Source organism: Micromonospora sp. IBHARD004 (assembly GCF_052814115.1).
On sequence record NZ_CP199934.1, the window covers coordinates 5,809,371 to 5,830,731 of the forward strand.

Consider the following 21,361-nt stretch of genomic DNA (forward strand, 5'->3'; position numbering starts at 1 on the left):
CCTCATCCTCGCCGAACGGCGCAACCGCGGCAGGGTGGACGCCCGACTCGTCACCGCCCTGAGCTGCGCCCGGCCTCCGTCAGATCCGGCTGCGGACCGTCGAGGCCGTCCGGGTGGTCCAGGTGGTCCAGGGAACGCACCTTCGGGATCGGCGAGGGCAGCAGCCACAGCACACACAGGATCCCCCCGACCGCCGCGATCCAGAGCGTGGGACGGAGACCGAGCCAGGTGCCGAGCGCTCCGCCGGTCAGCGCGCCCAGCGGACGAACCCCGTAGTTGACCGTGGAGTACGCGCCGGCCACCCGACTGCGCAGGCCGTCGGGTATCACGGCGGCGTTGAGCGCGTTGAGATTGACGTCGAACAACATCACGCCGAGCCCGGAGAAGAACTCGGCCGCGCCCAGCAGCCCGACCCGCGCCCACAGCGGACCGTCCGCGACGGCGACGAAGGCGATCGAGGCCGGGAAGATGACCGCACCCGCCACGATGCTGCGCCCGACGCCGATCCGCGCGGACAGTCGCGGCGCGACGACGGCACCCAGCAGGCCACCGACCGCGCCGGCGCCGAGGGCGAGGCCGAGCAGCCCCGAGGGCAGGCCGAGCGTACGGCTGGCGAAGAGCACGAGCAGGGCGCTGAAGACGAAGCTGAAGTAGTTGACGGTCGTCGTGCAGCCGAGGCTCGCGCGGAGCACGGGGTGCCGGAGCGTGAACCTCAGCCCCTCCCTGGCCCGGTGCCACAACGTGCCCGGCTCGGGATCGTCCGCGCCCGCCGGCCGCGCCGCATCGTCCAGTCGGATCCGACCGATGCCCAGCGCGGAGGCCACGAACGAGACCGCGTCGACCAGGAGCGCGACCGGCGCCGTCAACGCCTGCACCAGCACGCCGCCGACGGCGGGCCCGGCGATGAAGGAGACCGACCTGCTGGCGCTCAGTGCGCTGTTGGCGTCGATGTAGCGGGACCTGCTCACCAGCAGGACGAAGAACGCGGGGTACCCCGTGTTGAACAGCACCGACGCGGCGCCGGTCAGCAGCGCGACGGCGTACAGCTGGGTCAGCGTGCCGGCGTCGAACGCGAACGCGACCGGCACCGTCACCAGCAGCGCCGCGCGGATCAGGTCGGCCGCCACCAGGAGCTGCTTCTTGTGCGTCCGCCGGTCCACCCACGCGCCGAGGAAGATCCCGGTGAGGTTCGGCAGCCACACCAGCGCGGTCAGCACCGACACCTGTGCGGGGGTGGCGTCGAGTACCAGCACCGCGAGGAGCGGGAACGCCAGCTCGGAGATCCGGTCACCGAACTGGGAGATCGTGTGCGCGACGAAGAACGACCGGAAGCGGGGCTGGCGGAACAGCGACACGCGTCGCTCCGTCCCGCCGCTCACCGCTCTCCCGCCTCGGGCATGACGTAGCGCATGAACCGCACGTGGCGCGAGTCCGACGGCTGGTCGGCCGCGGCGCGGGTGACGTACGGCGCCAGCACCTGCTCGATCGCGGCGTTGACGGCGGCCAGCTCCGCCTCGGTCAGCCGCACGGTGGTGTTCGACAGTCCCGCCTCGCGTCGCCACTCCGGTTCCAGCCGGGGTTCGTCCTCGGCCATCCAACGCCGCGGCAGGTCGTCGTACTGCTGGAAGAGCGTCCGGCTCAGCAGCCGGCTGGCGGCTCGTCCCTCCTCGTCGTCCGGGAACCGGAAGCGGAAGCCCCGGGCGCTCGCCTCCCAGTACCGCTTGCGCGCGTCCCCACCGACGGCGCTGTCCCGCACCAGACCGAACCGCGCGAGGTGGCGCAGGTGCCAGCTGGTGACCGAGGGGGAGGCGCCGACGTGCTCGGACAGCTCGGTCGCCGTCGCCGCGCCGTACCGCTGGAGCCTCGACAGGATGGCCAGCCGGACCGGGTGGGACAGCGCGCGCATCGCCGTGGGCTCGGTGAGTTCCAGGTCGCCGTACGGGTTTCCCCCGGCACCGTCCTCCGCATTTCTGAGAGACATGTCTCGAGAGTACTCTCTCAGGAATTGCCGGGGCAACCGGCGACGTCCCGGAGGATTCGGGCAGGGCGGGAGAGCGAACTCGGCAGGGCCACAACGCCACGAAGGCCCCGGAGCGAACTCCGGGGCCTTCGTGATGAGTAGCGGGGACAGGATTTGAACCTGCGACCTCTGGGTTATGAGCCCAGCGAGCTACCGAGCTGCTCCACCCCGCGTCGGCTCACAAAGCCTATCGCATCCCCGCCACGGAGATCAGGCGGGTCCCGCATCCCGCGACGGCAGGGGAGAACGATCGACCGGGAACGCAGAACGGCCCCGAGGATGGAATCCTCAGGGCCGTTCCGGTGTGGTAGCGGGGACAGGATTTGAACCTGCGACCTCTGGGTTATGAGCCCAGCGAGCTACCGAGCTGCTCCACCCCGCGTCGCTTCGTTAACCGTAGCCTACCGACCCCCCGGCCCGCAAAACGGGACGGGCCGTCAGTTCCACCACCTCGCCGGGTTGCGGGCGCAGGGTCCGGAATGCGACAGAGCCCGTGGCCGGGACCGGTACGGGTCCTCGGGCCACGGGCTCCGTGGTCGAGCCGGGCGTCAGCCGTTCGGCGTGGGCGCCGGTGACGGGGACCCCGGCGGGGACGCGGACGGGCTGCCACTCGGGCTCGGGGCGGCCGACGGGTTGGCCCCCGCCTGCGCCTCCTGGAACGCCGTCATCGCCTCGTCCAGCGTCTTCAGCGCCCGCCCGTACCGCTCGAAGTCGCCGGACGCCTGCGCGGCCTTGACCTCGGCGATGGCGCTCTGCACCTTGCCGGCGGCGTCGGCCAGCGCGCCGGTGAGCGCGGGCGGGGTGCCGCCAGCGCTCGGCGGGGTGCCGCCGGTCGGCGGCGGGGCGCCCTGGCCCGCCCGTTTGCCCTGCTCCACGAGCTGCTTGATGCCGTCGCCGAGGTTGTTCGCCAGCGCCACGTACGACGCGCCGTCGCCGTACGACAGCAGCACCTTCTGCAGCGACGGGAACGCGTCCTGGTTGTTGCTCTTCACGTAGACCGGCTCGACGTAGAGCATCCCGTCGCCGAACGGCAGCGACAGCAGGTTGCCGTACTGGACCTGCGCCTGCCCGGAGGAGAGCAGGTTCAGCTGCGGCCGGATCTCACCGTTGTTGGTCATCTGCTGGTGCACCTGCACCGGGCCGGCAGTCCGGGTCTGGTCCGGCAGCTCCAGCACCTCCAGCCTCGGCTGCCCGTCCACGTACGAGCCGGACATCAGCGCGGCGAGGTTCTGCCGCCCGTTCGGGGTGACCGCCGAGGTGAGCTGGAAGCGCGGCCCCTCCTGCCCGGGGAACTGGGTGAACAGGTAGTACGGCGGCTGCTTCTGGCCACTGTCCGGCGCGTCCGGCACGTTCGGCACCTGCCAGAAGTCCTGGCCGGAGTAGAAGTCGCCGGGGTCGGTGACGTGGAACCTGGCGAGCAGGTTGCGCTGCACCTTGAACAGGTCGGCCGGGTAGCGGAAGTGCTCCGCCAGCTCCGCCGGGATGGCCGACTTCGGCAGCACCAGGTCACCGCCGAACGCCTTGTTCCACGCCTTCAGCACCGGGTCGGTGTCGTCGAACTGGTACAGCCGCACGGTCCCGTCGTACGCGTCGACGGTGGCCTTCACCGAGTTGCGGATGTAGTTGACGTTCTCCCGGGCGAGCTGGAAGGTGCCCCGCCCGGTCAGCTCGTCGGTGGTCTCCGCCTGGAGGTTGACCCGCTCGGCGTACGGGTAGGTCGCGGCCGTGGTGTAGCCGTCGACGATCCACTGGATCCGGCCATTCACCACCGCCGGGTACGGGTCGCCGTCCAGGGTGAGGAACGGGGCGACCTTCTCCACCCGGTCGCGCGGGTTGCGCACGTAGAGCAGCTTCGAGTTGTCGTTGACCGCCTCGGAGAGCAGGAAGTTCGACTCCTGCTCCTTGACCGCGTAGAGCAGCCGGCGGGTGAACGAGTCGAGCTTGACGCCGCCGTCACCGCTGTAGGTGTAGTACTGCTCGCCGCCGGTCGACGTGGGGCGGTCGAACTCGACGTTCCGGTCCCCGGTCTGCCCGACGATCGCGTAGTCGTCGGCCTCCATCCGCTCGCCGTAGTAGATCCGCGGCTGCTGGGCCGGGATCTGCTCGCTCGACGAGGAGCAGCCCGCCGTCTCCTTGGCCGACTCCCCCAGGAAGCCGGAGACGAAGTACGGCTGACCGTTGCAGATCTGGTTGGCCGGAGCGCCGACCAGGCCGTAACCGTGGGTGTAGACGGTGTGCCGGTTGATCCAGTTGTTCTGCTGCGTGGTCAGCTCGTTGTAGTTGATCTCGCGGACGCCGACCACGTAGTCGGCGGTCTTGCCGCCCACGGTGTAGCGGTCGATGTCCAGCTTCGGGCCGAAGTCGTAGAAGCCGCGGACCTGCTGGAGCTGGGTGTACGTCTCGGAGACCAGCTGCGGGTCGAGCAGCCGGACGTTCGACACCACCGAGGTGTCGGTGGCCAGGCTGGCCGGCGGGGTGAGGTTGTTCGCCGCGTACCCGGTGCTCTTCGTCCCGCTCAGCCCGTACGCCGCCCGGGTCGCCTCGATGCTCCGCTGGATGTACGGCGCCTCCTTGTCCCGGGCGCTCGGCTTCACCTCGAACGTCTGCACGGCCCACGGGTAGATGCCGCCGATCGCCACGGCGGAGACGCCGAGCAGGGCCAGCGCGATGCCCGGCCAGACCAGGTTCCGCATCACCGCGTTGGAGAACACGATGATCGCGATGGCCACCACGATGGAGATGTAGGCGAGGATCTCCTTCGCCGGCAGCAGCGCGTTCACGTCGGCGTAGCCGGCGCCGTAGAGCTTGGCGCCCTCGTTGTACTCCAGCAGCATCGCCCGCTGGTCCAGCACGTACGCGAGGGCCTTGAGCAGGACGAAGACGGCGACCAGCGTGCTCAGGTGGGCCCGGGCGCCGTTGGTCATCCGGTCCCCGACGCCCTGCAACCGGACCCCGCCGAAGATGTAGTGCACGGCCAGCGCGCCGAGCAGGGCCAGCACCACCGCGGTGAAGCCGACGCCCAGCAGGTACCGCAGGAACGGCAGCTGGAAGACGTAGAACCCGACGTCCACGCCGAACTGCGGGTCCTTCACGCCGAAGTTCCCGCCGTTGCGGAAGAGCAGCCACTGGCTCCACCGGCTCTGCGCGGACAGCCCGGCGAAGAGGCCGATGACCGCGGAGGCCAGGGCGATCCAGGTGCCGAGCCGGGGGCTCAGCAGCATCCGGTACCGCTCCAGGGTGGCCTGCTCGAGGGAGTGGGGACGCGTCCTCGGCCGCAGCCGGTGGGCCAGCCAGAGGTTGACCGCGATGACGGCCGCCATCCCGAGCCCGACCAGCAGGAAGAGCAGCAACCGGGTGGCGAGCACCCCGGTGAAGACCTGGGTGTAGCGGACCTCGTCGAACCAGAGCCAGTCCGTCCAGGCGTTGACCCCCCACCCGAGCAGGGTGAAGAACACGAACACCCCGATCAGGACCCCGATGGTGACGCGTCCGCGCCGGCTCATCCTCGGCAGGGGGCTGCTACGCATGACCACTGTTGGCTCCGCACGCTCGATGTGATCGGCTCCGACCAGGCACCCAGAGTACGGGGTGTTCCTGAACACGTCGGGTCAAGGTCACGTCACGATCGCCGGGGGCCTGGTGAGCCGCGAATCAGCAGCGGGTCGGCTGTCCCCCGGCACGCAGGGTCTCCAACGCCGTCAACGCGTCGTCCAGCGAAGCGATCTTGAGCAGCGGCAGGTCGGGCTGCGGGTTGCGGACCGCCTCGGCGCAGTTCTCCGCCGGCACCAGGAAGACCTTGGCGCCGGCGTCCTTCGCACCGACCAGCTTCTGGGCGATGCCGCCGATCGGGCCGACCCGGCCCTCGTCGTCGATGGTGCCGGTGCCGGCGATGACCTTCCCGCCGGTCAGGTCGGCCGGTTCCAGCTTGTCGACGATGCCCAGGGCGAACATCAGCCCGGCGCTCGGCCCGCCGATGTCCCCCAGGTCGATCTTCAGGGTGAACGGGTGCGACTGCTGCTGGTCGATCTCGATCCCGATCCGCGGCCGGCCGTCCTGCTCGCGACTGGTCACGGTGGCCGTGGCGGCGACACCTTCCCGGAGGTAGCCGATCTTCAGCGCGGTGCCGGCCGGCTTGGCCCGGATCAGCTCGGTGAGCCTGCTGGCGCTGGTCACCGGCTGGCCGTCGACCGAGGTGAGCACGTCGCCGGGCTTCAGCACGTCGACCGACGGGCCGCCCGCGGTGACCCCCTTCACCAGCACCTGGATCGGGTAGCCCAGCTCCCGCAGCGCCGCGGTCTCCGCGCTGGTCTGCGAGTTCTGGAAGTCCTCCGCGTTGCGCTTCTCGACCTCCTCCTGGGACTCGCCCGGCGGGTAGACCAGCTCGCGGGGCACCACCGCCTCGTCCTTCGAGAACCAACCCGCCAGCGCCGAGCGGAGCTTGACCGTGGGCTGCACCCCGACCGTGGTGAGCCGCAACTGCCCCGCCGAGGTGGACGTCGCCCGCCCGCTGACCTGGATGACCTCCTTGCCGTCCGAGGTGCCGAGCGTATTGACCGTCGGACCGGGACCGAGCACCACGTACGGGATGGGCACGCTCAGCACGCCGACGCTGAGCAGGGCGGTGAGCAGTGCACCGAGGAGTACGGTCACGCCGCGACGTCTCATGCGGCAGAGCGTACCGATCCGCCCGGCGGCGTCCGGGGCGGTGACCACGGGACTTCGCCCTCAGCGCAACGCCAGCGGCGGCGACCTGGGGCGGGGCACGCGTACCGTAGATGTCGTGCCTGATATTCCGTTCGGATTCGCGCTCCCGGGTGGGCAACCACCAGACCCCAACGATCCCGCGCAGATGCAGCAGTTCATGTCGCAGTTGCAGCACCTGCTCTCCGCGCCGGGCAGCGGACCGGTCAACTGGGACCTCGCCCGGCAGGTGGCCGCCAGCCAACTCGCCGCCGCGGGCGACCCGGCGGTCTCGCCGTTCGAGCGCAACGCGGTGGAGGAGGCGCTGCGCATCGCCGACCTCTGGCTGGAGCCGGCGACCTCGTGGCCCACCGGCATCCGGACATCCGTCGCCTGGAACCGCAACGAGTGGATCTACAAGACCCTCGACGTGTGGCGCAAGCTCTGCGACCCGGTGGCCAGCCGCATGGTCGGCGCGATGGGCGACCTGGTGCCGCCGGAGGCCCGGGCCCAGCTCGGCCCGATGCAGTCGATGGTGGCCACGCTGGGCGGCGCCCTCTTCGGCGGTCAGCTCGGCCAGGCGCTCGGCTCACTCGCCGCCGAGGTGCTCTCGGCCGGCGACATCGGCCTGCCGCTCGGCCCGGCCGGCACGGCCGCGCTCGTCCCGGCCAACATCCGGGCGTACGGCGAGGGCCTGGAGCTGCCCGAGGACGAGGTACGCCTCTACGTCGCCCTGCGCGAGGCCGCCCACCAGCGGCTCTTCCAGCACGTGCCGTGGCTGCGCGGTCACGTCCTCGCCGCCGTGGAGAACTACGCCGCGGGCATCCGGGTCAACCGGGAGGCGATCGAGGAGGCGATGGGCCGGGTCGACCCGACCGACCCGGAGTCGATGCAGGCGATCGCCCTGGAGGGCATCTTCACCCCGGAGGACACCCCGGCGCAGAAGGCCTCCCTGGCCCGCCTGGAGACGGTGCTCGCCCTGGTCGAGGGCTGGGTCTGCCACGTGGTCGACACCGCCGCCGGCGAGCGGCTGCCCAACGTCGTACGCCTCGGCGAGGCGTTCCGCCGCCGCCGGGCCGCCGGCGGGCCGGCCGAGCAGACCTTCGCCGCCCTGGTGGGCCTGGAGCTGCGTCCGCGCCGGCTGCGCGAGGCGTCGGTGCTCTGGGCGGCGCTGACCGAGCACCGGGGCATCGCCGGCCGGGACGCGATCTGGGGCCACCCGGACCTGCTCCCCTCCGACGACGACTTCGCCGACCCGGAGGCCTTCGCCGCCGGCGGCCTCGACCTCGACGACGAGCTGGCGTCCTTCGACTTCAGCGCGCCGGGTGGTCCCGAGGAGAAGGCGCCGGGCGGGGAGACCCCGCCCGGCCCCGACGAGGGCGACGACTCCGACAAGTCCTGACGCGCACGTCCGCAGGCACCACAGGATTCACACAGCTCGCGGAAGAGAGCGGCCTCCCCACGCACGGAGGCCGCTCTCTTCCGCACCGCGGGTGGACCTTGTCGATCCCGGGGTCGTCGGGGCCGCCCTCAGGGTGGGTGTTCAGCCGGCCTGGCCTGAGAGCAGGGCGCGGGTAGCCTCCCAGCCCTCGAAGGCCGGGTCGAGCGTGCCCAGGTCGGCCGGGCCGCGCAGCCGTCGCCAGCCGGCGGTCACCGCGACATCGCCCGGGTGCGGGGCGCCGGACCGCACGTCCGCGGGCACGGACGTGTCCAGGTCCACCGGCGGCAACCACTCCGGCACGGGCAGCCGGGCCGCGACGCCGAGCAGCCCCGGCCCGGCCCCCTCGACCGGGGCGACGGCGACCGGCCGGCTGGTGAGCGGGCGGAGCAGCTTGCCGAGGGTCAGCCCGGGCACGTCGGGCGCGTCGGCGGCGACCACGGCCGCCTGGTCGTACCTGGCCCGCACGCCGCCGTCCTGCGCGGCCAGCGCGGCGAACACCGCGTTGACCGTGGGCGCGGCCACCTCGTGGACGGCCATGTCGGGCCAGACCACCGCGTCGGCCAGCCACCGGTCGCCGGCCGTCACCGCGACGGCGGTCTCCACCTCGTTGAGCGTGGCGAGCAGGTCCACCACGTCCTCGGCGAGCGCGGTACGCCACCGCGTCGGGTCGATCCCCGGCGGCGTCCAGGCCACCGGGCCGAGCAACGCCACCACCACACGTCGAGCCACGCCCCGACCCTAGCCCGCCGATCCGGAGTCGATCACCACGCCCGCCGCCATCAGACCCCGGAGCTGGCTCAGCCCGACACCGCCCGCGGAGGTGGAGTCGATCGACCGGGTCGGGTGGGGTGGGTCAGTCGGAGAGGGGGACGCCGGAGGCCGCCGCGACGCCCTCCAGGTAGCCGCGGGCCCGTTCGGTCTTCGGGTAGCGGCCGACCAGGGCCCAGAACCGGGCGTTGTGGCTGGGCACGATCAGGTGCGTCAGCTCGTGCAAAAGCACGTAGTCGATCACCCAGTCCGGCATGTCCTGGATCCGGTGGGAGATGCGGATGGTCCGGTCGGCCGGGGTGCAGGAGCCCCAGCGGCCGTTCTGGTTGGTGACCCAGCGGACGCTGGCCGGCGCGGTCTCGGCGCGGTGGTCGGGCAGGTAGAGGTCGACCAGCCGGGCGGCGCGGGCGAGCAGCTCCGCGTCGGAGCGGGCCAGCCGGCCCTCCCGGGCGGCGAGCCGGGCCAGCATCCGGTCGACCCACTCGCTCTCCTCGGCGCGGGAGAACTGGTCGGGGATGAGCACCACGACCCGCTCACCGTCGCGGTACGCGGACACCGTGCGTCGCCGGCGCTGACTGCGCCGTACCTCGACGACGGGCTTCCGCGTCCCGGCCATCACTGGCCCGCGCAGCCTCGGATGACTGTCACGAGGGAAAGCTAATGCGTACTGACCAGGGGTCCGCAAGAGTCAACACGACGACACGCGCCCGGAAAATGGTGGTTGGTCGCCAGGAGTCCTGAAAAATTTCTTTGCGGAGGGCGGGAAGTCGCCTCCGGTCACCCTTCGTGGTGGCCGGGTCGGGCAGCCGGCGCGTCACCTGGCGGCCCCCACTCACGTTAGGTGATCATCGGGCGGAGCGCCGCGCGGGGGCCGCCGGAAGGGGGATCTGAGCGCCTTCACCCGGCGTGTCCCCGCGAAACTGACTTATCCGACGTAATTCGGCATGCACACTCTCGACGTCGACTTCCTCACAGTGTCGATGCACAGCTGACATGGAACCGCCCGTTCCTGGGTAGGGTCCGCCAACCAGCGGTCATGAGCGTGGCCGCGGAGAACGACCCAGCGCCGGCGCCCTCCGTGGCCCGCCGCCGGGAAACCCGCTGGGACGGCGTGTCCGGCGGACGAGACGAGGAGGCTACCGTGGCCGAGCAGGCCCAGACCTACAACGGTTACTGCGTCAAGTGCAAGGAGAAGCGGGACTTCGAGGGGCACGTGGAGGTCTCGAAGACCGGCATGAACATGGCCAAGGGCAAGTGCCCGGTCTGCGGGACAACAGTGAACCGCATTCTCGGCAAGGCCAAGGTCTGACCCGTACGGGTCCCGGGGGAGGGGTGGCCGGTGGCCACCCCTCCCCCGTTTCACGTCCCGGCCGGAGCGGACTGTCGGCTGGCCGACAGAACTACCGCCCGGTTGTGGATAACCGGCGTTTCCCTGTGGACAGCCCTGGGCAGGGACCGGCATACCTGTGGACAACGATCAAAGGGAAGGCACGGACGCGGTCACCATCCGTGTCATGACCCGTGCGACCCCGCTGACCCGTCCCACCCTGCTGCCGGGGCTGACCCGCCTCTGGCGGGACCGGCACACCCTGCAACTCGGGGTGGAGCCGGGCCGCGCCGTCCTGCTCGAGGTGGCCAACCCCCGGGCCGCCCGCCTACTCGACCTGCTGGACGGCACCCGCAGCGAACGCAACGTCCTCGACCGCGCGGCGACGGCGGACGTGCCGTCCCACGAGGCCCGCGCCCTGCTCGACACGCTGCACTCCGCCGGGCTGGTCGTACCCGCGCACACCCTGCTCCCCCGCGACCTCGCCGGGCCGGTGCGGGCCCGGCTCGCCGCCGAGGCCGGGGCACTGGCGCTGGCCGCGCCCGGGCTGCCGGGCACGCCCGCCCAGGTGCTGCGCCGCCGCCGGGCCGCCCGGGTGCTGGTCACCGGCGCCGGCCGGCTCGGAGGCCCGCTCGCCGTCGCGCTGGCCCAGGCCGGCGTCGGCCACCTCGATCCCGACCTGGCCGGCCCGGTCCGCCCGGCCGACCTGGTCGGCACCGGCCTGGCCGCCGCGGAGGTGGGCCGGCCGCTGGCCGCTGCGCTGCGCGGCCTGCTCGGGCGCGCCGCGCCGGGCACGGAGACCGGGCCGCTCCGACGCCGCCGGGTCGACCTGGTCGTCCAGCTCGGCGCGGACCGGCCGGCCGCCCTGCTCGCCGCCCGGTACGCCCAGCGCCGCCAGCCCCACCTGCTGGTCGGCCTGCGTGGCGGCGTGCCGTTGGTCGGCCCGCTGGTCCGGCCACCGGTCGGGCCCTGCCTGAACTGCCTGGACCTGCACCGGGTCGACCGGGACCCGGGCTGGCCGGCGCTCGCCGCCCAGCTCGCGGCCGACGACGCGGACCAGGCCTGCGCCGTCACCACCCTGCTCGGCGCAGTGGCGTACGCGGCGGCGGAGGCGCTGGCCCACCTCGACGGCGGCACCCCTGAGACCCTCGGTTGCGCGGTCGAGGTCGGCGGCGCCGGTCGGTTCCGCCGCCGGGTGTGGTCCCCGCATCCGTCCTGCGAATGCTCAAGAGGTCGCCGGATCCGGTTCGAGCCGACCCGCTCCCGGCTTCGTAGCAGCAGCGGGCCCCCCGAGTCGGTAACAATGACCGGGTGACCGACATCCCGCGCCGGGCCGTGTCCCGGACCGCCAAGCTCGCCGCTCTGCCGCTCGGCTTCGCCGGCCGGACCGTCCTCGGGATGGGCAAGCGCGTCACCGGGCTCGCGTCCGACGTCATCTCCGCGGAGATCCAGCAGCGCACCGCGGAGCAGCTGTTCAGCGTCCTGGGCCAGCTCAAGGGCGGGGCGATGAAGTTCGGCCAGGCGCTGTCGGTCTTCGAGGCGGCCCTGCCGGAGGAGATCGCCGCCCCCTACCGGCAGGCGCTCACCAAGCTCCAGGAGGCCGCTCCGCCCCTGCCCGCGGCGACCGTGCACAAGGTGCTCGCCGAGCAGCTCGGCCCGGACTGGCGGGACCGCTTCGTGGAGTTCAACGACACCCCCGCGGCGGCGGCCAGCATCGGCCAGGTGCACCGCGCGGTCTGGCGCGATCCCGGGTACGGCCCGGCCGGCGCGCCGAAGCACCGCGATGTGGCGGTGAAGATCCAGTACCCGGGCGCCGGCGACGCCCTGCTCGCCGACCTCAAGCAGCTCTCCCGGCTGGGCGGGATGTTCCGGGCGATCCAGCCCGGGCTGGACGTCAAGCCGCTCCTGGCCGAGTTGCGCGAGCGGATCACCGAGGAGCTGGACTACGAGCTGGAGGCCGAGTCGCAGCGCGCCTTCGCGACGGCGTACGCGGACGACCCGGAGATCTTCATCCCGGAGGTGCTCGACTCCTCGCCCCGGGTCCTGATCACCGAGTGGATCGAGGGGACGCCGCTGTCGCAGATCATCCGGGAGGGCACCGAGGAGGAGCGCGACGAGGCGGGGCGGCTGATGGCCGTGCTGCACCTCTCCGCGCCGATGCGGGCCGGGCTGCTGCACGCCGACCCGCACCCGGGCAACTTCCGGCTGCTGCCGGACGGCCGGCTCGGCGTGATCGACTTCGGCGCGGTTGCCCGGATGCCCGAGGGCACCCCCGAGCCGATCGGCCGGATCGCCGCGCTGGCGCTCCGCGGCGACGCGGAAGGGGTGGTGGCCGGCCTGCGGGAGGAGGGCTTCGTCAGCCCCACCGAGCCGATCGACGCCGAGGCGGTGCTCGACTTCCTTCGTCCGATCCTGGAGCCGATCGCCGAGGAGGAGTTCCGGTTCACCCGGGCCTGGTTGCGGGCCGAGGCGACCCGGCTGGCCAGCCCCCGGTCCCCCACCTTCCAGCTCAGCCGGCAGCTCAACCTGCCCCCGTCGTACCTGATGATCCACCGCGTGACGCTGGGCTCGATCGGGGTGCTCTGCCAATTGGAGGCGAAGGCGCCGTACCGGGCGATCCTGGAACGCTGGCTCCCCGGCTTCGCCCCGGTGGCCTGACCGACGAAACGCCGCGGGGGCGGTGACCGGAACTCCGGCCACCGCCCCCGCGGATCGGAACGAACTAGAGAACGCCCAGATCGCGAGCCGACTGGTTGCGGCTGCTCATGGCGACGGTGCGGGCGGAACGGGTTGCCTCAGTGCTCGTGGTGGTGCGACCGGCCTGAGGCCGGGGCATTCGGGCCCGGGACAACGCTTCGTGAAGTAGTTGCATCTCAACGGCTCCATTGGGTACGTACAGCATCTGATTCATCTCTCTGACAACCGGCTCGCGGCCGGCCTGGGTACGGATCGGGTGCATTGTCAGGCTGCCAGCCGGACCGCGTTCCGCGACTCGGACAGCCCACTGGCCGCCAGTCGCGCCTCGGCCTCGACCCGCAGAGCGGCGTCACGGGCGAGGTCCTCCTTGCGGGGGCGGCCACGGGGCCGCTTACGCGGGACGACCGCGCCACGCTCGAAGATCTCGCCGCCCCAGACGCCCCAGGGCTCGGCCCGCTCCACCGCACCGGCGAGGCACTCGACGCGCAGCGGGCAGTCCCCGCAGAGCGACTTGGCCAGCTCGAGCTCGGCAGGCGAGTCGGAGAACCACAGGTCGGGGTCGAACTTCCGGCAGGGCAGGTTCGCCTCCACTTCGACGCTCACGTCGAGCGGGGCCAACGCCAGACTCATGCCCGGTCACCTCTCTCTCACATCGATCTCGTGGATCGCAGTTCCGACGTACTTCGGCAGGGCAAAAAACTGAGGCCGCGGATCCCGGTGTGCGGGTTCCGCGGCCTCGAGGTGAGCCGGTGGTCTGGTGATCAGACCGGTCTACCTCGAGGTGGAACGCCGCGGACATCCATGCGCTTCTTGGCGCCATCGATGCCCTTGCCCGTGAAGCCACTGGTCCCCGGGTTCTGGATTCCGGTGGGCGCGACGGTCAGGGTCAGCTCGGCCTGAACCTGGACCTGGTGCACCTGCGGAACCGACGGTCGCGCAGCGGCAAGGGCCACCCGGACAGCCGACAGCGGAGCGCAGGCAGCCGGCATCACCGCCGGACGCTCATAGTTGAAAATCTCCACGGGTGCCACCTCCCTCACGTTCCTCGTGCCGACTATGGACTCAGCCCCTGTGAGCAGCCGGAATAGCGCCGCTCCCAAGGTGTGTCCTGAGGCTATTCCTCGCCCGGGGGCGAGGGCAAACGAATTTACGACTCGATTTCGAAAGTTTTCTCCGGGCAGACGTCGTCGACCGCCGCGCCCCCCACCAGGGCCAGCACCGTCTCGCCGTAAAGGCCCAGTTTGCGGGGGCCGATCCCGGCGATCGCGATCAGCTCCTCGGTGCGGCCCGGCTTCCGCTCGGCCAGCGCGGTCAGCGTAGCGTCGGTGAAGACCACGTACGCCGGGACCTTCTGGGCGCCGGCCACCCGCTGCCGCCACTCCCGCAGCCGCTCGTAGAGCTCCTCGTCGATGTCCGACGGGCAGGTCGGGCAGCGGCCCAGCTTGCGGTCCGCCCCGGCGAGCAGGGTCGCGCCGCAGATCCGGCAGGAGACGACCTGGTTGCGCCGCCGCTCGGTCCGCCGGACCGCGCCGGCGCCGGCCCGCTCGGCGCCGCCCGAGCGGTCGAGCTGGGGCAGGAAGCGGGACGGCCGCCGGGCCCGTCCGCCCGGCGAGCGGGCCGCGGCGTACGACATCCAGAGCCACTCCCGAGCCCGGGTGATCCCGACGTAGAGCAGCCGGCGCTCCTCCTCGACCTGCTCCGGGGTCTTCGCGTACGTGGTGGGGAGGGTGCCCTCGGCGAGACCGACCAGGAAGACCGCGTCCCACTCCAGGCCCTTGGCGGAGTGCAGCGAGGCGAGGGTCACCCCGTCGACGGTGGGCACGTGCTGCTGGGCGGCCCGGCGGGCGAGCTCGTCGTTGAAGTCGCCGAGCGTCGCCGGCCGCTCCACCGCGGCGGCCTGGCCGACCGGCAGCACCTCGGGCGTCGCGGCGTACTCCTCGGCGAGCCGGACCAGCGCGGCGAGCGCCTCCCAGCGCTCCCGGGCCGCGCCGCCGGCCGGGGCGGCGTCGGGGGCCCAGCCGACGGCGGCGAGCCCCTCGACGACGGCGGCCGGCAGCGGGGTCTCCCCCGGGATCGAACGGGTGGCGGCGCGCAGCGCGACCATCGCCTGGCGTACCTCGGGCCGCTCGAAGAAGCGCTCCGCCCCCTGCACCACGTACGGCACCTCGGCCTCGGTGAGCGCCTTCTCGTACGCCTCGGACTGCGCGTTGGTGCGGAACAGCACCGCGATCTCCCGGGCCGGGGTGCCGCCGTCGACCAGCGCCCGGCAGCGGGCCGCGACCGCGTTGGCCTCGGCCGGCTCGTCGGTGAAGATCCGCAGTTCCGGCTCGGGGCCGGCCGGGCGCTGCCCGACCAGCTCCAGCCGCAGCCGGGCCTCGGCGCCCCGGGCCTGCGAGATCACCGCGTTGGCCAGCCCGACCACCTGGGGGGTGGAGCGGTAGTCGCGGACCAGCCGGACCACCGTCGCGCCCCGGTGCCGGCGCGGGAAGTCGACCAGGTACGACGAGGTCGCCCCGGTGAACGAGTAGATGGTCTGGCTGGCGTCGCCGACCACGGTGAGGTCGTCCCGGCCGCCGAGCCAGGCCTCCAGCAGCCGCTGCTGGAGCGGGTTGACGTCCTGGTACTCGTCGACGACGAAGTGCCGGTACTGGCCGCGTACCTGCTCGGCGACGTCGGGGTGCTCCTCGATCCCCCAGACCGCGGCGCGCAGCATGTCCTCGAAGTCGATCACGCCGTTGCCGCGCTTGAGCTTCTCGTACGCGGCGAAGACCTCGGCCACCTTCGCCGGCTCGTGCGGGGTGTCGCGCAGCGCCTTCGCGGCGGCCACCACGTACTCGCCGGGCTCGACCAGGGACGACTTCGCCCATTCGATCTCGCCGGCGAGGTCCCGGGCGGCGGCCCGGTCCGCCCGCAGGCCCACCTTGGCGGCGGCCAGGGTGACCACCCGGACCTTGCTGTCCAGCAGTTCAGGCATGGCCCGCCCCTCCAGCAGCCGGGGGGCGAAGTAGCGCACCTGGCGCAGGGCCGCGGCATGGAACGTGCGTGCCTGCACACCCGGCACCCCGAGGAGGGCGAGACGGCTTCGCATCTCGGCGGCGGCCCGGGCGGTGAAGGTGACCGCGAGCACGTGCCGGGGGGAGATGTCCCCGGTGAGCCCGCGGTGGGCGATCCGGGAGGTCACCGCGCGGGTCTTGCCGGTGCCCGCGCCGGCCAGGATGCAGACCGGCCCGGCCGGGGCGGTCACCGCGGACCGCTGCTCCGGATCGAGTCCGGCCAGCACCCGTTCCGCCGCTGAGTGAACCACCACAGGCAGGAATCATTCCAGCCGCCGGCGATGTTGCAGCGGTTAGCCTGGCCTGATCTGACCGGGCGCGAGCCACCCTTGGAGGACCTGATCATGTTGACGATGTATTCCACCACGTGGTGCGGCTACTGCCACCGGCTGAAGTCGCAGCTCGACCGGGAGGGCATCGGGTACGAGGTGGTCGACATCGAGCAGGACCCGAAGGCCGCGGAGTTCGTGATGAAGGTCAACGGCGGCAACCAGACCGTCCCGACCCTGCGCTTCACCGACGGCAGCGCCCTCACCAACCCCTCGATCACCCAGGTCAAGCAGCACCTCGCCAGCCTCAACGCCTGACCACCCCGCACCGCCGGAAGAGCGGCCGCCCCCCTCCGGGGCCGGCCGCTCTTCCCGTCTCCCGGCCCTGTCCCCACCCCGTTGCTCATGAAGTTGTCGCCCGCGAGCTCGGCGTGTCGTGACAACAACTTCATGATCGACGCCATCGGCGAGCGCGAGGGCGGGGTCGGGGGCGGTCGGGGGGCGGGTCGGGGGATGCGGGTTTGGTGTGGGGACGTGAGGGCTGGGAGTGGGGTGGGGTGAGGCGGCGGCCGTGCCACGGCGTAGAGCGCGGCCACCACGTAGATGATCCGGACGTCGGCCCGGTCCCGGACCGCGAGGAGCGGGCTCAGCAGCACGGGGCGGCCGGCACCTCTCCACAGTCCTCTTTTTGTCTCGAGACACGCCCTCGCCGGAACCTCCGACTCCGGTCGCGCCGTCCATACTGACCGTGGGGGGCGAATTTCATACAGTTACCGTCGCGTCCTGCGGCGGTCGACGGAGAAGAGGACGCCGTGCCTCCTGCCGTACCGAGCCCGATCCTGCGCCGGCGCAGGCTCGGCACCGAACTGCGCCGGCTGCGCGAGGCGGCTGGTCTCACCGGGGACCAGGTCATCGAGCGGATCGGCTGGGCCTCCGCGTCCAAGTTGTCCCGACTGGAGAACGGCCGCAGCCGCCCGGACCCGGACGACGTCCGGGACCTGCTGGTCCTCTACGGGGCCGCCGGCGAACTGCACGAGGAGCTGCTGGGGATCGCCCAGGAGGCCGGCGACATGCGCGGCTGGCTGCGCAACTTCCCGGTGATGACCCAGCAGCAGCGCGGCTTCGCCGAGCTGGAGGCGGGCTGCGCGGAGATCTCGGAGTACAACCCGGTGATCGTGCCCGGGCTGCTGCAGACCCCGGGGTACGCCCGGCACCGGATCATCTCCGCTGCCCAGGTCGCCGAGGAGGCCGGCGACCCGGAGACCGGCGAGGACCCGGAGACCGAGGTACGCGCCCGGCAGGCCCGGCAGTCGTTGCTGACCCGCTCCCCCGACGCGCCCCGCTACACGGCGGTGCTGGAGGACGCGGCCCTCGGCCGGCGCGCCGGCCCGCCCGAGGTGCTGCACGAGCAGATCCTGCACCTCTGCGAGCTGGCCATGCTGCCGAACGTCACGCTGCACCTGCTGCTGCGGGACACCCGGATCGCCGACTGGTACCTCCCGCCGACCGCCTTCTCGGTCTACCGGTTCGCCGATCCGCTCGATCCGGAGACGCTCGCGATCGAAGGTGGCTTCACCGACGTCATGTCAACCGAGGTAAACGCCCTAAATCGCTATAAAGTGGCGTTCGAGTGGCTATGCTCGGCGGCGCTCTCCGCATCGGACACCCTCTCCTGGCTCATCGAGGCGACGGGGCGGCTGAGCGACACGGCACCCGAGTCCACGGTGGCGTTCGGGCCGACAACGGCGCCGGTCCAGCGCCGTCGTGAGTCGGGGCGCCTGACGACGGACCGGTGACCCGACGAGGGGACGGGTCCGTCCGGCCTGCGGCGTCACTCGCCCCCATCGGAGCACTCCAGAGCAGGAGCAGAGCCATGAATGAGATCGGCAACAGCCCGTCCGGCCTCGCCCAGCAGCTCGCCGGCGCGCCCTGGCGCACCAGCACCCGCAGCCAGACCTCCAACTGCGTGGAGGTCGCACCGCTGGGGACGGGACCGACCGCGGTCGCGCTGCGGGACAGCAAGGACCGCAGCGGCCCGGTGCTGCTGTTCAACCGGGCCGGCTGGCTCGGCTTCATCGCCGGCGCGAAGAACGGCCAGTTCGATCTGAACTGATCCGGCGAGGACGAGGGGGCCGTCGGCGTGCTGCCGGCGGCCCTCTCGCTGTCCACCCCCGACAACCGTCCTGAGCAGGGGTCCCCCGATCGGTCTACGCCCGGGGCGATAGCCGGGTTTCACTTGCTGGGACGACCACCCGGCGTAACATGTCGAAAGAGTGACGTGGAAGTTCCATCCCGTGCTCGCTCGTCCGCGATCCGTCCGGGGGACACCCATGCGGTTCCTGATCGTTCGCACCGACATCCGCGCCGCCGCGGACAACGACATCGCGGCCGCCTGGGCCGGCGGTGGCCGGCTGCGGGACGAGACCACCACGCCCGAGCCACGCCGCCAGGTCGTGCACGCCGAGGACCGCGAGGCCGCGCTCGTGCTGGCCCGGGCCCTCGCCACGGTGGGCGCGGTCCGCTCCGGCCGGCAGCGGGTCAAGGTGCTCCCGATCTCCGACCCGGAACCCAGGCCCCCGTACCGCTGGGATCGCGCCTGACCCCACCTGACGTCCGTCGTGGCCGGACCGGCTTCCCCCGCCGTTTCCTTGCCCCAGCCGACCACGACGGCCCGTTTCCGGCCCGTGACCCTCGCGGCAACGACGGTCACGGGCCGGGACCGCGTCCCGGTCCGACCAGATCGGCTCCGGCTCGGCGACGTGGCGGTTTCCGAGCGGTGAGGACCGGGCGGGTCAGCAGTGGCCGTCGAGCCAGCGGTGGATCAGGAAGAGCGCGATCGAGGAGGGCGGCGGAAGGACCAGCCGGTTCCCCTCGCCCACGTCGACCGGACGCCCGGCCAGGGCGGCGCCGATCTCCCGGCGGGTGAACCAGCGGGCGTGGGCGATCTCCGCCGGGTCGACGCGTACCGGCTCGTCGGCGTCGGCGCGGGCCAGGAAGCCGAGCATCAGCGAGCCCGGGAACGGCCAGGACTGGCTGCCCGCGTACCCGATCTCCTCGACCCCGACGCCGACCTCCTCGCGGACCTCGCGCAGCACGGCGGCCTCCGCCGACTCCCCCGGCTCGACGTAGCCGGCGAGGCAGGAGAAGCGACGCTGACCGGGCGTGCTCGGCCAGGTGGCGTTGTTGCCGAGCAGGCAGCGCCCTTCCGGCCCGTCCACCCCGTCGTGCACCAGCACGATCATCGCCGGGTCGGTACGCGGCCAGACCCGACCGCCGTCCGGGTCGATCCGCGACCAGCCGGCCTCGTCCACCTGCGTCGGATGCCCGGTGGAGGACGAGTAGCCGTGCCGGATGTGCCAGTTCAGCAGCGCCAGCGCGGTGGTGAAGATGCCGGCGTCCCGGTCGACGAGCAGATGGCCCACCTCGCGCAGGTTGACCGCCCGGGCGCCGGGCAGCTTCGGCAACGGCGCGTCCACCGCGAAGACCGGCACCCCGTCCGGGTCGACGCCGAGGAACATCGGCACCGACCGGGGCACCGCGGGCAGCTCGGCGGAGCCGAGCAGCACCAGCTCCGGCGGGGCCGCCTCGCCACGGACCAGCGCCCGGCCGTCGGCGGCCGAGTCCAGCACCAGCACCCGTGCCCGCTCCCACGCCTCGGCGAGCCAGCCCGGGTCGGCCCGCCGGTGCGCCGCCCGGTCCAGCGTGGACCGGGCCAGCGGCGGGGCGGCCTCACCGGTCACGCCGGCTCCGTCCGCACCGGGGCCAGGGCGGATAGCGGCCCGGCGACCCGGTCGGCGTCGCCGAGCACGACCGTGACCGCCTTCGCCGGGGCCAGGTAGCGCGCCCCGGCCTCGACGACGTCATCGACGGTCGCCTTCGCCAACCGGGCGGCGTGCTCGGCGAGGAAGTCCAGGCGCAGCCCGTTGCCGGCGTACGCGCTGGTCAGCGAGGCGAGCCCGGCCTGCGTGGACATGCCGAGCTGGAGCGTGCCGAGGGCGTACTGGCGGGCCTGCTCCAGCTCCTCCGGCTTCACCGGCAGGGACGCCAGCCGGCCCAGCTCGTACGTCGTCTCCAGCAGCGCCGGTGCGGTGACCTCGGTGGCCACCTCGGCGGCGGCGACCAGCACCGACCCGGCCACCGAGTGTTCGACCAGCGAGTGCGGGCCGTAGGTGTAGCCCTTGTCCTCGCGGATGTTCTCCACCCAGCGGGAGGAGAAGTAGCCGCCGAAGACCAGGTTGGCCAGTTGCAGGGCGGCGTGGTCGGGGTGGGTGCGCGGGACCGCCGGCAGCGCGATCCGCAGCGACGACTGCACCGAGCCGGGCCGGTCGACCAGCAGCAGCGGGCCGGGCTCCAGCGGCGGGGCGGGCGGCAGCTCGGCGACGTGCCCGTCCCCGCGCCAGCCGGCGAGGGCCTGCTCGGCGGCGTCCAGCGCGCGCTCCGGCTGCACGTCACCGACCAGCACCAGCACCGCGCCGGCCGGGTGCACCCGATCGGCGTGCAGCTTCCGCAGCACCGGCGGGCGGACCGCGCGGACCTGGTCGGGTTCGGGGGTCTGGATCGCGTACGGGTGCCGGCCGTAGACCCGCTTGAGCAGCGCGGTGCGGGCCAGGTGCGCGGGCTGGCTCTGCGCCACCTGGATCCGGTCGACCAGCCGGTCCCGCTCGGTGCCGACCCACTCGGCCGGATAGATCGCCCCGGTCAGCACGTCGGCGAGGATCTCCAGCATCCGGTCCAGCCCGGTGACCAGGCCGGCCCCGGAGAGCATCAGCCGGTCCGGGTCGACCCCGGCGGAGAGCCCGCCACCGACCTTCTGCAGCTCGGCGGCGATCTGGTTCGCGGTGTAGGTCTCCGTGCCGGAGAGGATGGTCTGCGCGAGCATCGCGCCGCGGGCCAGGTGGGTGCGCCCGAACGGCATCCAGAGGCGCAGCTCCACCAGGGGCACCGCCGGCCGGCGTACGGCGATCACGGTGAGCCCGTTGGCGAGCGTGCGCTCGGCCTGCTTCGGCAGCTTGAGCCTGCGGTTGGGGCCGAGCGGCGGCAGCGGCCGCGTCCCGGTCTCCACGGTTGCCGTCACCTGGCCCTTCTTCGTTCGCGACTGCGGGGCTC

General features: G+C 72.6%; 19 protein-coding genes and 2 tRNA genes. 8 read left to right on the forward strand and 13 right to left on the reverse strand.

The window, feature by feature from the left end; genetic code table 11:
- Positions 1–50: 50 nt before the first annotated feature.
- The 6 genes from ACTWO6_RS28250 to ACTWO6_RS28275 all read right to left on the reverse strand — a co-directional run bounded on the left by ACTWO6_RS28250 (position 51) and on the right by ACTWO6_RS28275 (position 6,685).
- Positions 51–1,355, reverse strand: coding sequence for an MFS transporter (locus ACTWO6_RS28250; protein WP_446216768.1), 1,305 nt, complete (start codon positions 1,353–1,355; stop codon positions 51–53).
- 20 nt (positions 1,356–1,375) lie between these two features.
- Positions 1,376–1,981 carry an ArsR/SmtB family transcription factor gene (locus ACTWO6_RS28255; protein ID WP_446216769.1) on the reverse strand — a complete coding sequence of 202 codons (606 nt, stop codon included), beginning with the start codon at positions 1,979–1,981 and terminating at the stop codon, positions 1,376–1,378.
- Between the two features lie 138 nt (positions 1,982–2,119).
- A tRNA-Met gene (locus ACTWO6_RS28260) sits at positions 2,120–2,193 on the reverse strand.
- 132 nt (positions 2,194–2,325) lie between these two features.
- Positions 2,326–2,402 (reverse strand) — tRNA-Met (locus ACTWO6_RS28265).
- Between the two features lie 166 nt (positions 2,403–2,568).
- The gene (locus ACTWO6_RS28270) at positions 2,569–5,547 is read right to left on the reverse strand and encodes a UPF0182 family membrane protein (protein WP_446216770.1); all 2,979 of its coding nucleotides are present in this window, start codon (positions 5,545–5,547) and stop codon (positions 2,569–2,571) included.
- 124 nt (positions 5,548–5,671) lie between these two features.
- Positions 5,672–6,685, reverse strand: coding sequence for a YlbL family protein (locus ACTWO6_RS28275; RefSeq protein WP_446216771.1), 1,014 nt, complete (start codon positions 6,683–6,685; stop codon positions 5,672–5,674).
- 184 nt (positions 6,686–6,869) lie between these two features.
- On the opposite strand from ACTWO6_RS28275, the gene ACTWO6_RS28280 reads away from it, so the two are divergent.
- On the forward strand, positions 6,870–8,102 hold the full coding sequence (locus ACTWO6_RS28280) for a zinc-dependent metalloprotease (protein WP_446220802.1): 1,233 nt from the start codon (positions 6,870–6,872) through the stop codon (positions 8,100–8,102).
- A 141-nt stretch (positions 8,103–8,243) separates the two neighbouring features.
- On the opposite strand, the gene ACTWO6_RS28285 is transcribed toward ACTWO6_RS28280, so the two are convergent.
- Positions 8,244–8,870 carry a hypothetical protein gene (locus ACTWO6_RS28285; RefSeq protein ID WP_446216772.1) on the reverse strand — a complete coding sequence of 209 codons (627 nt, stop codon included), beginning with the start codon at positions 8,868–8,870 and terminating at the stop codon, positions 8,244–8,246.
- A gap of 124 nt (positions 8,871–8,994) precedes the next feature.
- Positions 8,995–9,525: a M48 metallopeptidase family protein gene (locus tag ACTWO6_RS28290; protein ID WP_130339731.1), complete on the reverse strand. Its 531-nt coding sequence runs from the start codon at positions 9,523–9,525 to the stop codon at positions 8,995–8,997.
- A 525-nt stretch (positions 9,526–10,050) separates the two neighbouring features.
- Between ACTWO6_RS28290 and ACTWO6_RS28295 the strand changes: the two genes are divergently transcribed.
- From ACTWO6_RS28295 to ACTWO6_RS28305, 3 genes are all read left to right on the forward strand, one after another.
- Positions 10,051–10,218, forward strand: a complete 168-nt coding sequence (locus ACTWO6_RS28295; protein WP_396856698.1) for a DUF5679 domain-containing protein — start codon at positions 10,051–10,053, stop codon at positions 10,216–10,218.
- A gap of 205 nt (positions 10,219–10,423) precedes the next feature.
- Complete coding sequence (locus ACTWO6_RS28300; protein ID WP_446216773.1) at positions 10,424–11,551, forward strand: TOMM precursor leader peptide-binding protein; 1,128 nt, start codon at positions 10,424–10,426, stop codon at positions 11,549–11,551.
- A complete protein-coding gene (locus tag ACTWO6_RS28305) occupies positions 11,548–12,894 on the forward strand; it encodes an ABC1 kinase family protein (protein WP_446216774.1) in 1,347 nt (448 codons plus the stop codon). Before ACTWO6_RS28300 ends, ACTWO6_RS28305 begins: the two co-directional genes overlap by 4 nt.
- Positions 12,895–13,197: 303 nt before the next feature.
- Here the strand turns inward: ACTWO6_RS28305 and ACTWO6_RS28310 are convergent, their stop codons facing one another.
- From ACTWO6_RS28310 to ACTWO6_RS28320, 3 genes are all read right to left on the reverse strand, one after another.
- Positions 13,198–13,563, reverse strand: a complete 366-nt coding sequence (locus ACTWO6_RS28310) for a WhiB family transcriptional regulator (RefSeq protein ID WP_350682265.1) — start codon at positions 13,561–13,563, stop codon at positions 13,198–13,200.
- Between the two features lie 131 nt (positions 13,564–13,694).
- A complete protein-coding gene (locus ACTWO6_RS28315) occupies positions 13,695–13,922 on the reverse strand; it encodes a hypothetical protein (RefSeq protein WP_207232715.1) in 228 nt (75 codons plus the stop codon).
- Positions 13,923–14,080: 158 nt separating this feature from the next.
- Positions 14,081–16,240: an ATP-dependent DNA helicase UvrD2 gene (locus ACTWO6_RS28320; RefSeq protein ID WP_446216775.1), complete on the reverse strand. Its 2,160-nt coding sequence runs from the start codon at positions 16,238–16,240 to the stop codon at positions 14,081–14,083.
- Positions 16,241–16,330: 90 nt separating this feature from the next.
- Between ACTWO6_RS28320 and ACTWO6_RS28325 the strand changes: the two genes are divergently transcribed.
- From ACTWO6_RS28325 to ACTWO6_RS28340, 4 genes are all read left to right on the forward strand, one after another.
- A complete protein-coding gene (locus ACTWO6_RS28325; RefSeq protein WP_446216776.1) occupies positions 16,331–16,573 on the forward strand; it encodes a mycoredoxin in 243 nt (80 codons plus the stop codon).
- A 494-nt stretch (positions 16,574–17,067) separates the two neighbouring features.
- Positions 17,068–18,051, forward strand: coding sequence for a helix-turn-helix domain-containing protein (locus tag ACTWO6_RS28330; protein ID WP_446216777.1), 984 nt, complete (start codon positions 17,068–17,070; stop codon positions 18,049–18,051).
- A 77-nt stretch (positions 18,052–18,128) separates the two neighbouring features.
- Positions 18,129–18,368, forward strand: coding sequence for a DUF397 domain-containing protein (locus ACTWO6_RS28335; protein ID WP_446216778.1), 240 nt, complete (start codon positions 18,129–18,131; stop codon positions 18,366–18,368).
- Between the two features lie 217 nt (positions 18,369–18,585).
- Positions 18,586–18,855, forward strand: coding sequence for a hypothetical protein (locus ACTWO6_RS28340; RefSeq protein WP_446216779.1), 270 nt, complete (start codon positions 18,586–18,588; stop codon positions 18,853–18,855).
- A 192-nt stretch (positions 18,856–19,047) separates the two neighbouring features.
- Here ACTWO6_RS28340 and nudC read toward each other — a convergent pair whose 3' ends face one another.
- Complete coding sequence (gene nudC, locus ACTWO6_RS28345; RefSeq protein WP_446216780.1) at positions 19,048–19,995, reverse strand: NAD(+) diphosphatase; 948 nt, start codon at positions 19,993–19,995, stop codon at positions 19,048–19,050.
- Positions 19,992–21,329 (reverse strand): M16 family metallopeptidase, encoded by a 1,338-nt coding sequence (locus tag ACTWO6_RS28350; RefSeq protein ID WP_446216781.1) that lies wholly within the window; start codon positions 21,327–21,329, stop codon positions 19,992–19,994. Before ACTWO6_RS28350 ends, nudC begins: the two co-directional genes overlap by 4 nt.
- Between the last annotated feature and the right edge of the window lie 32 nt (positions 21,330–21,361).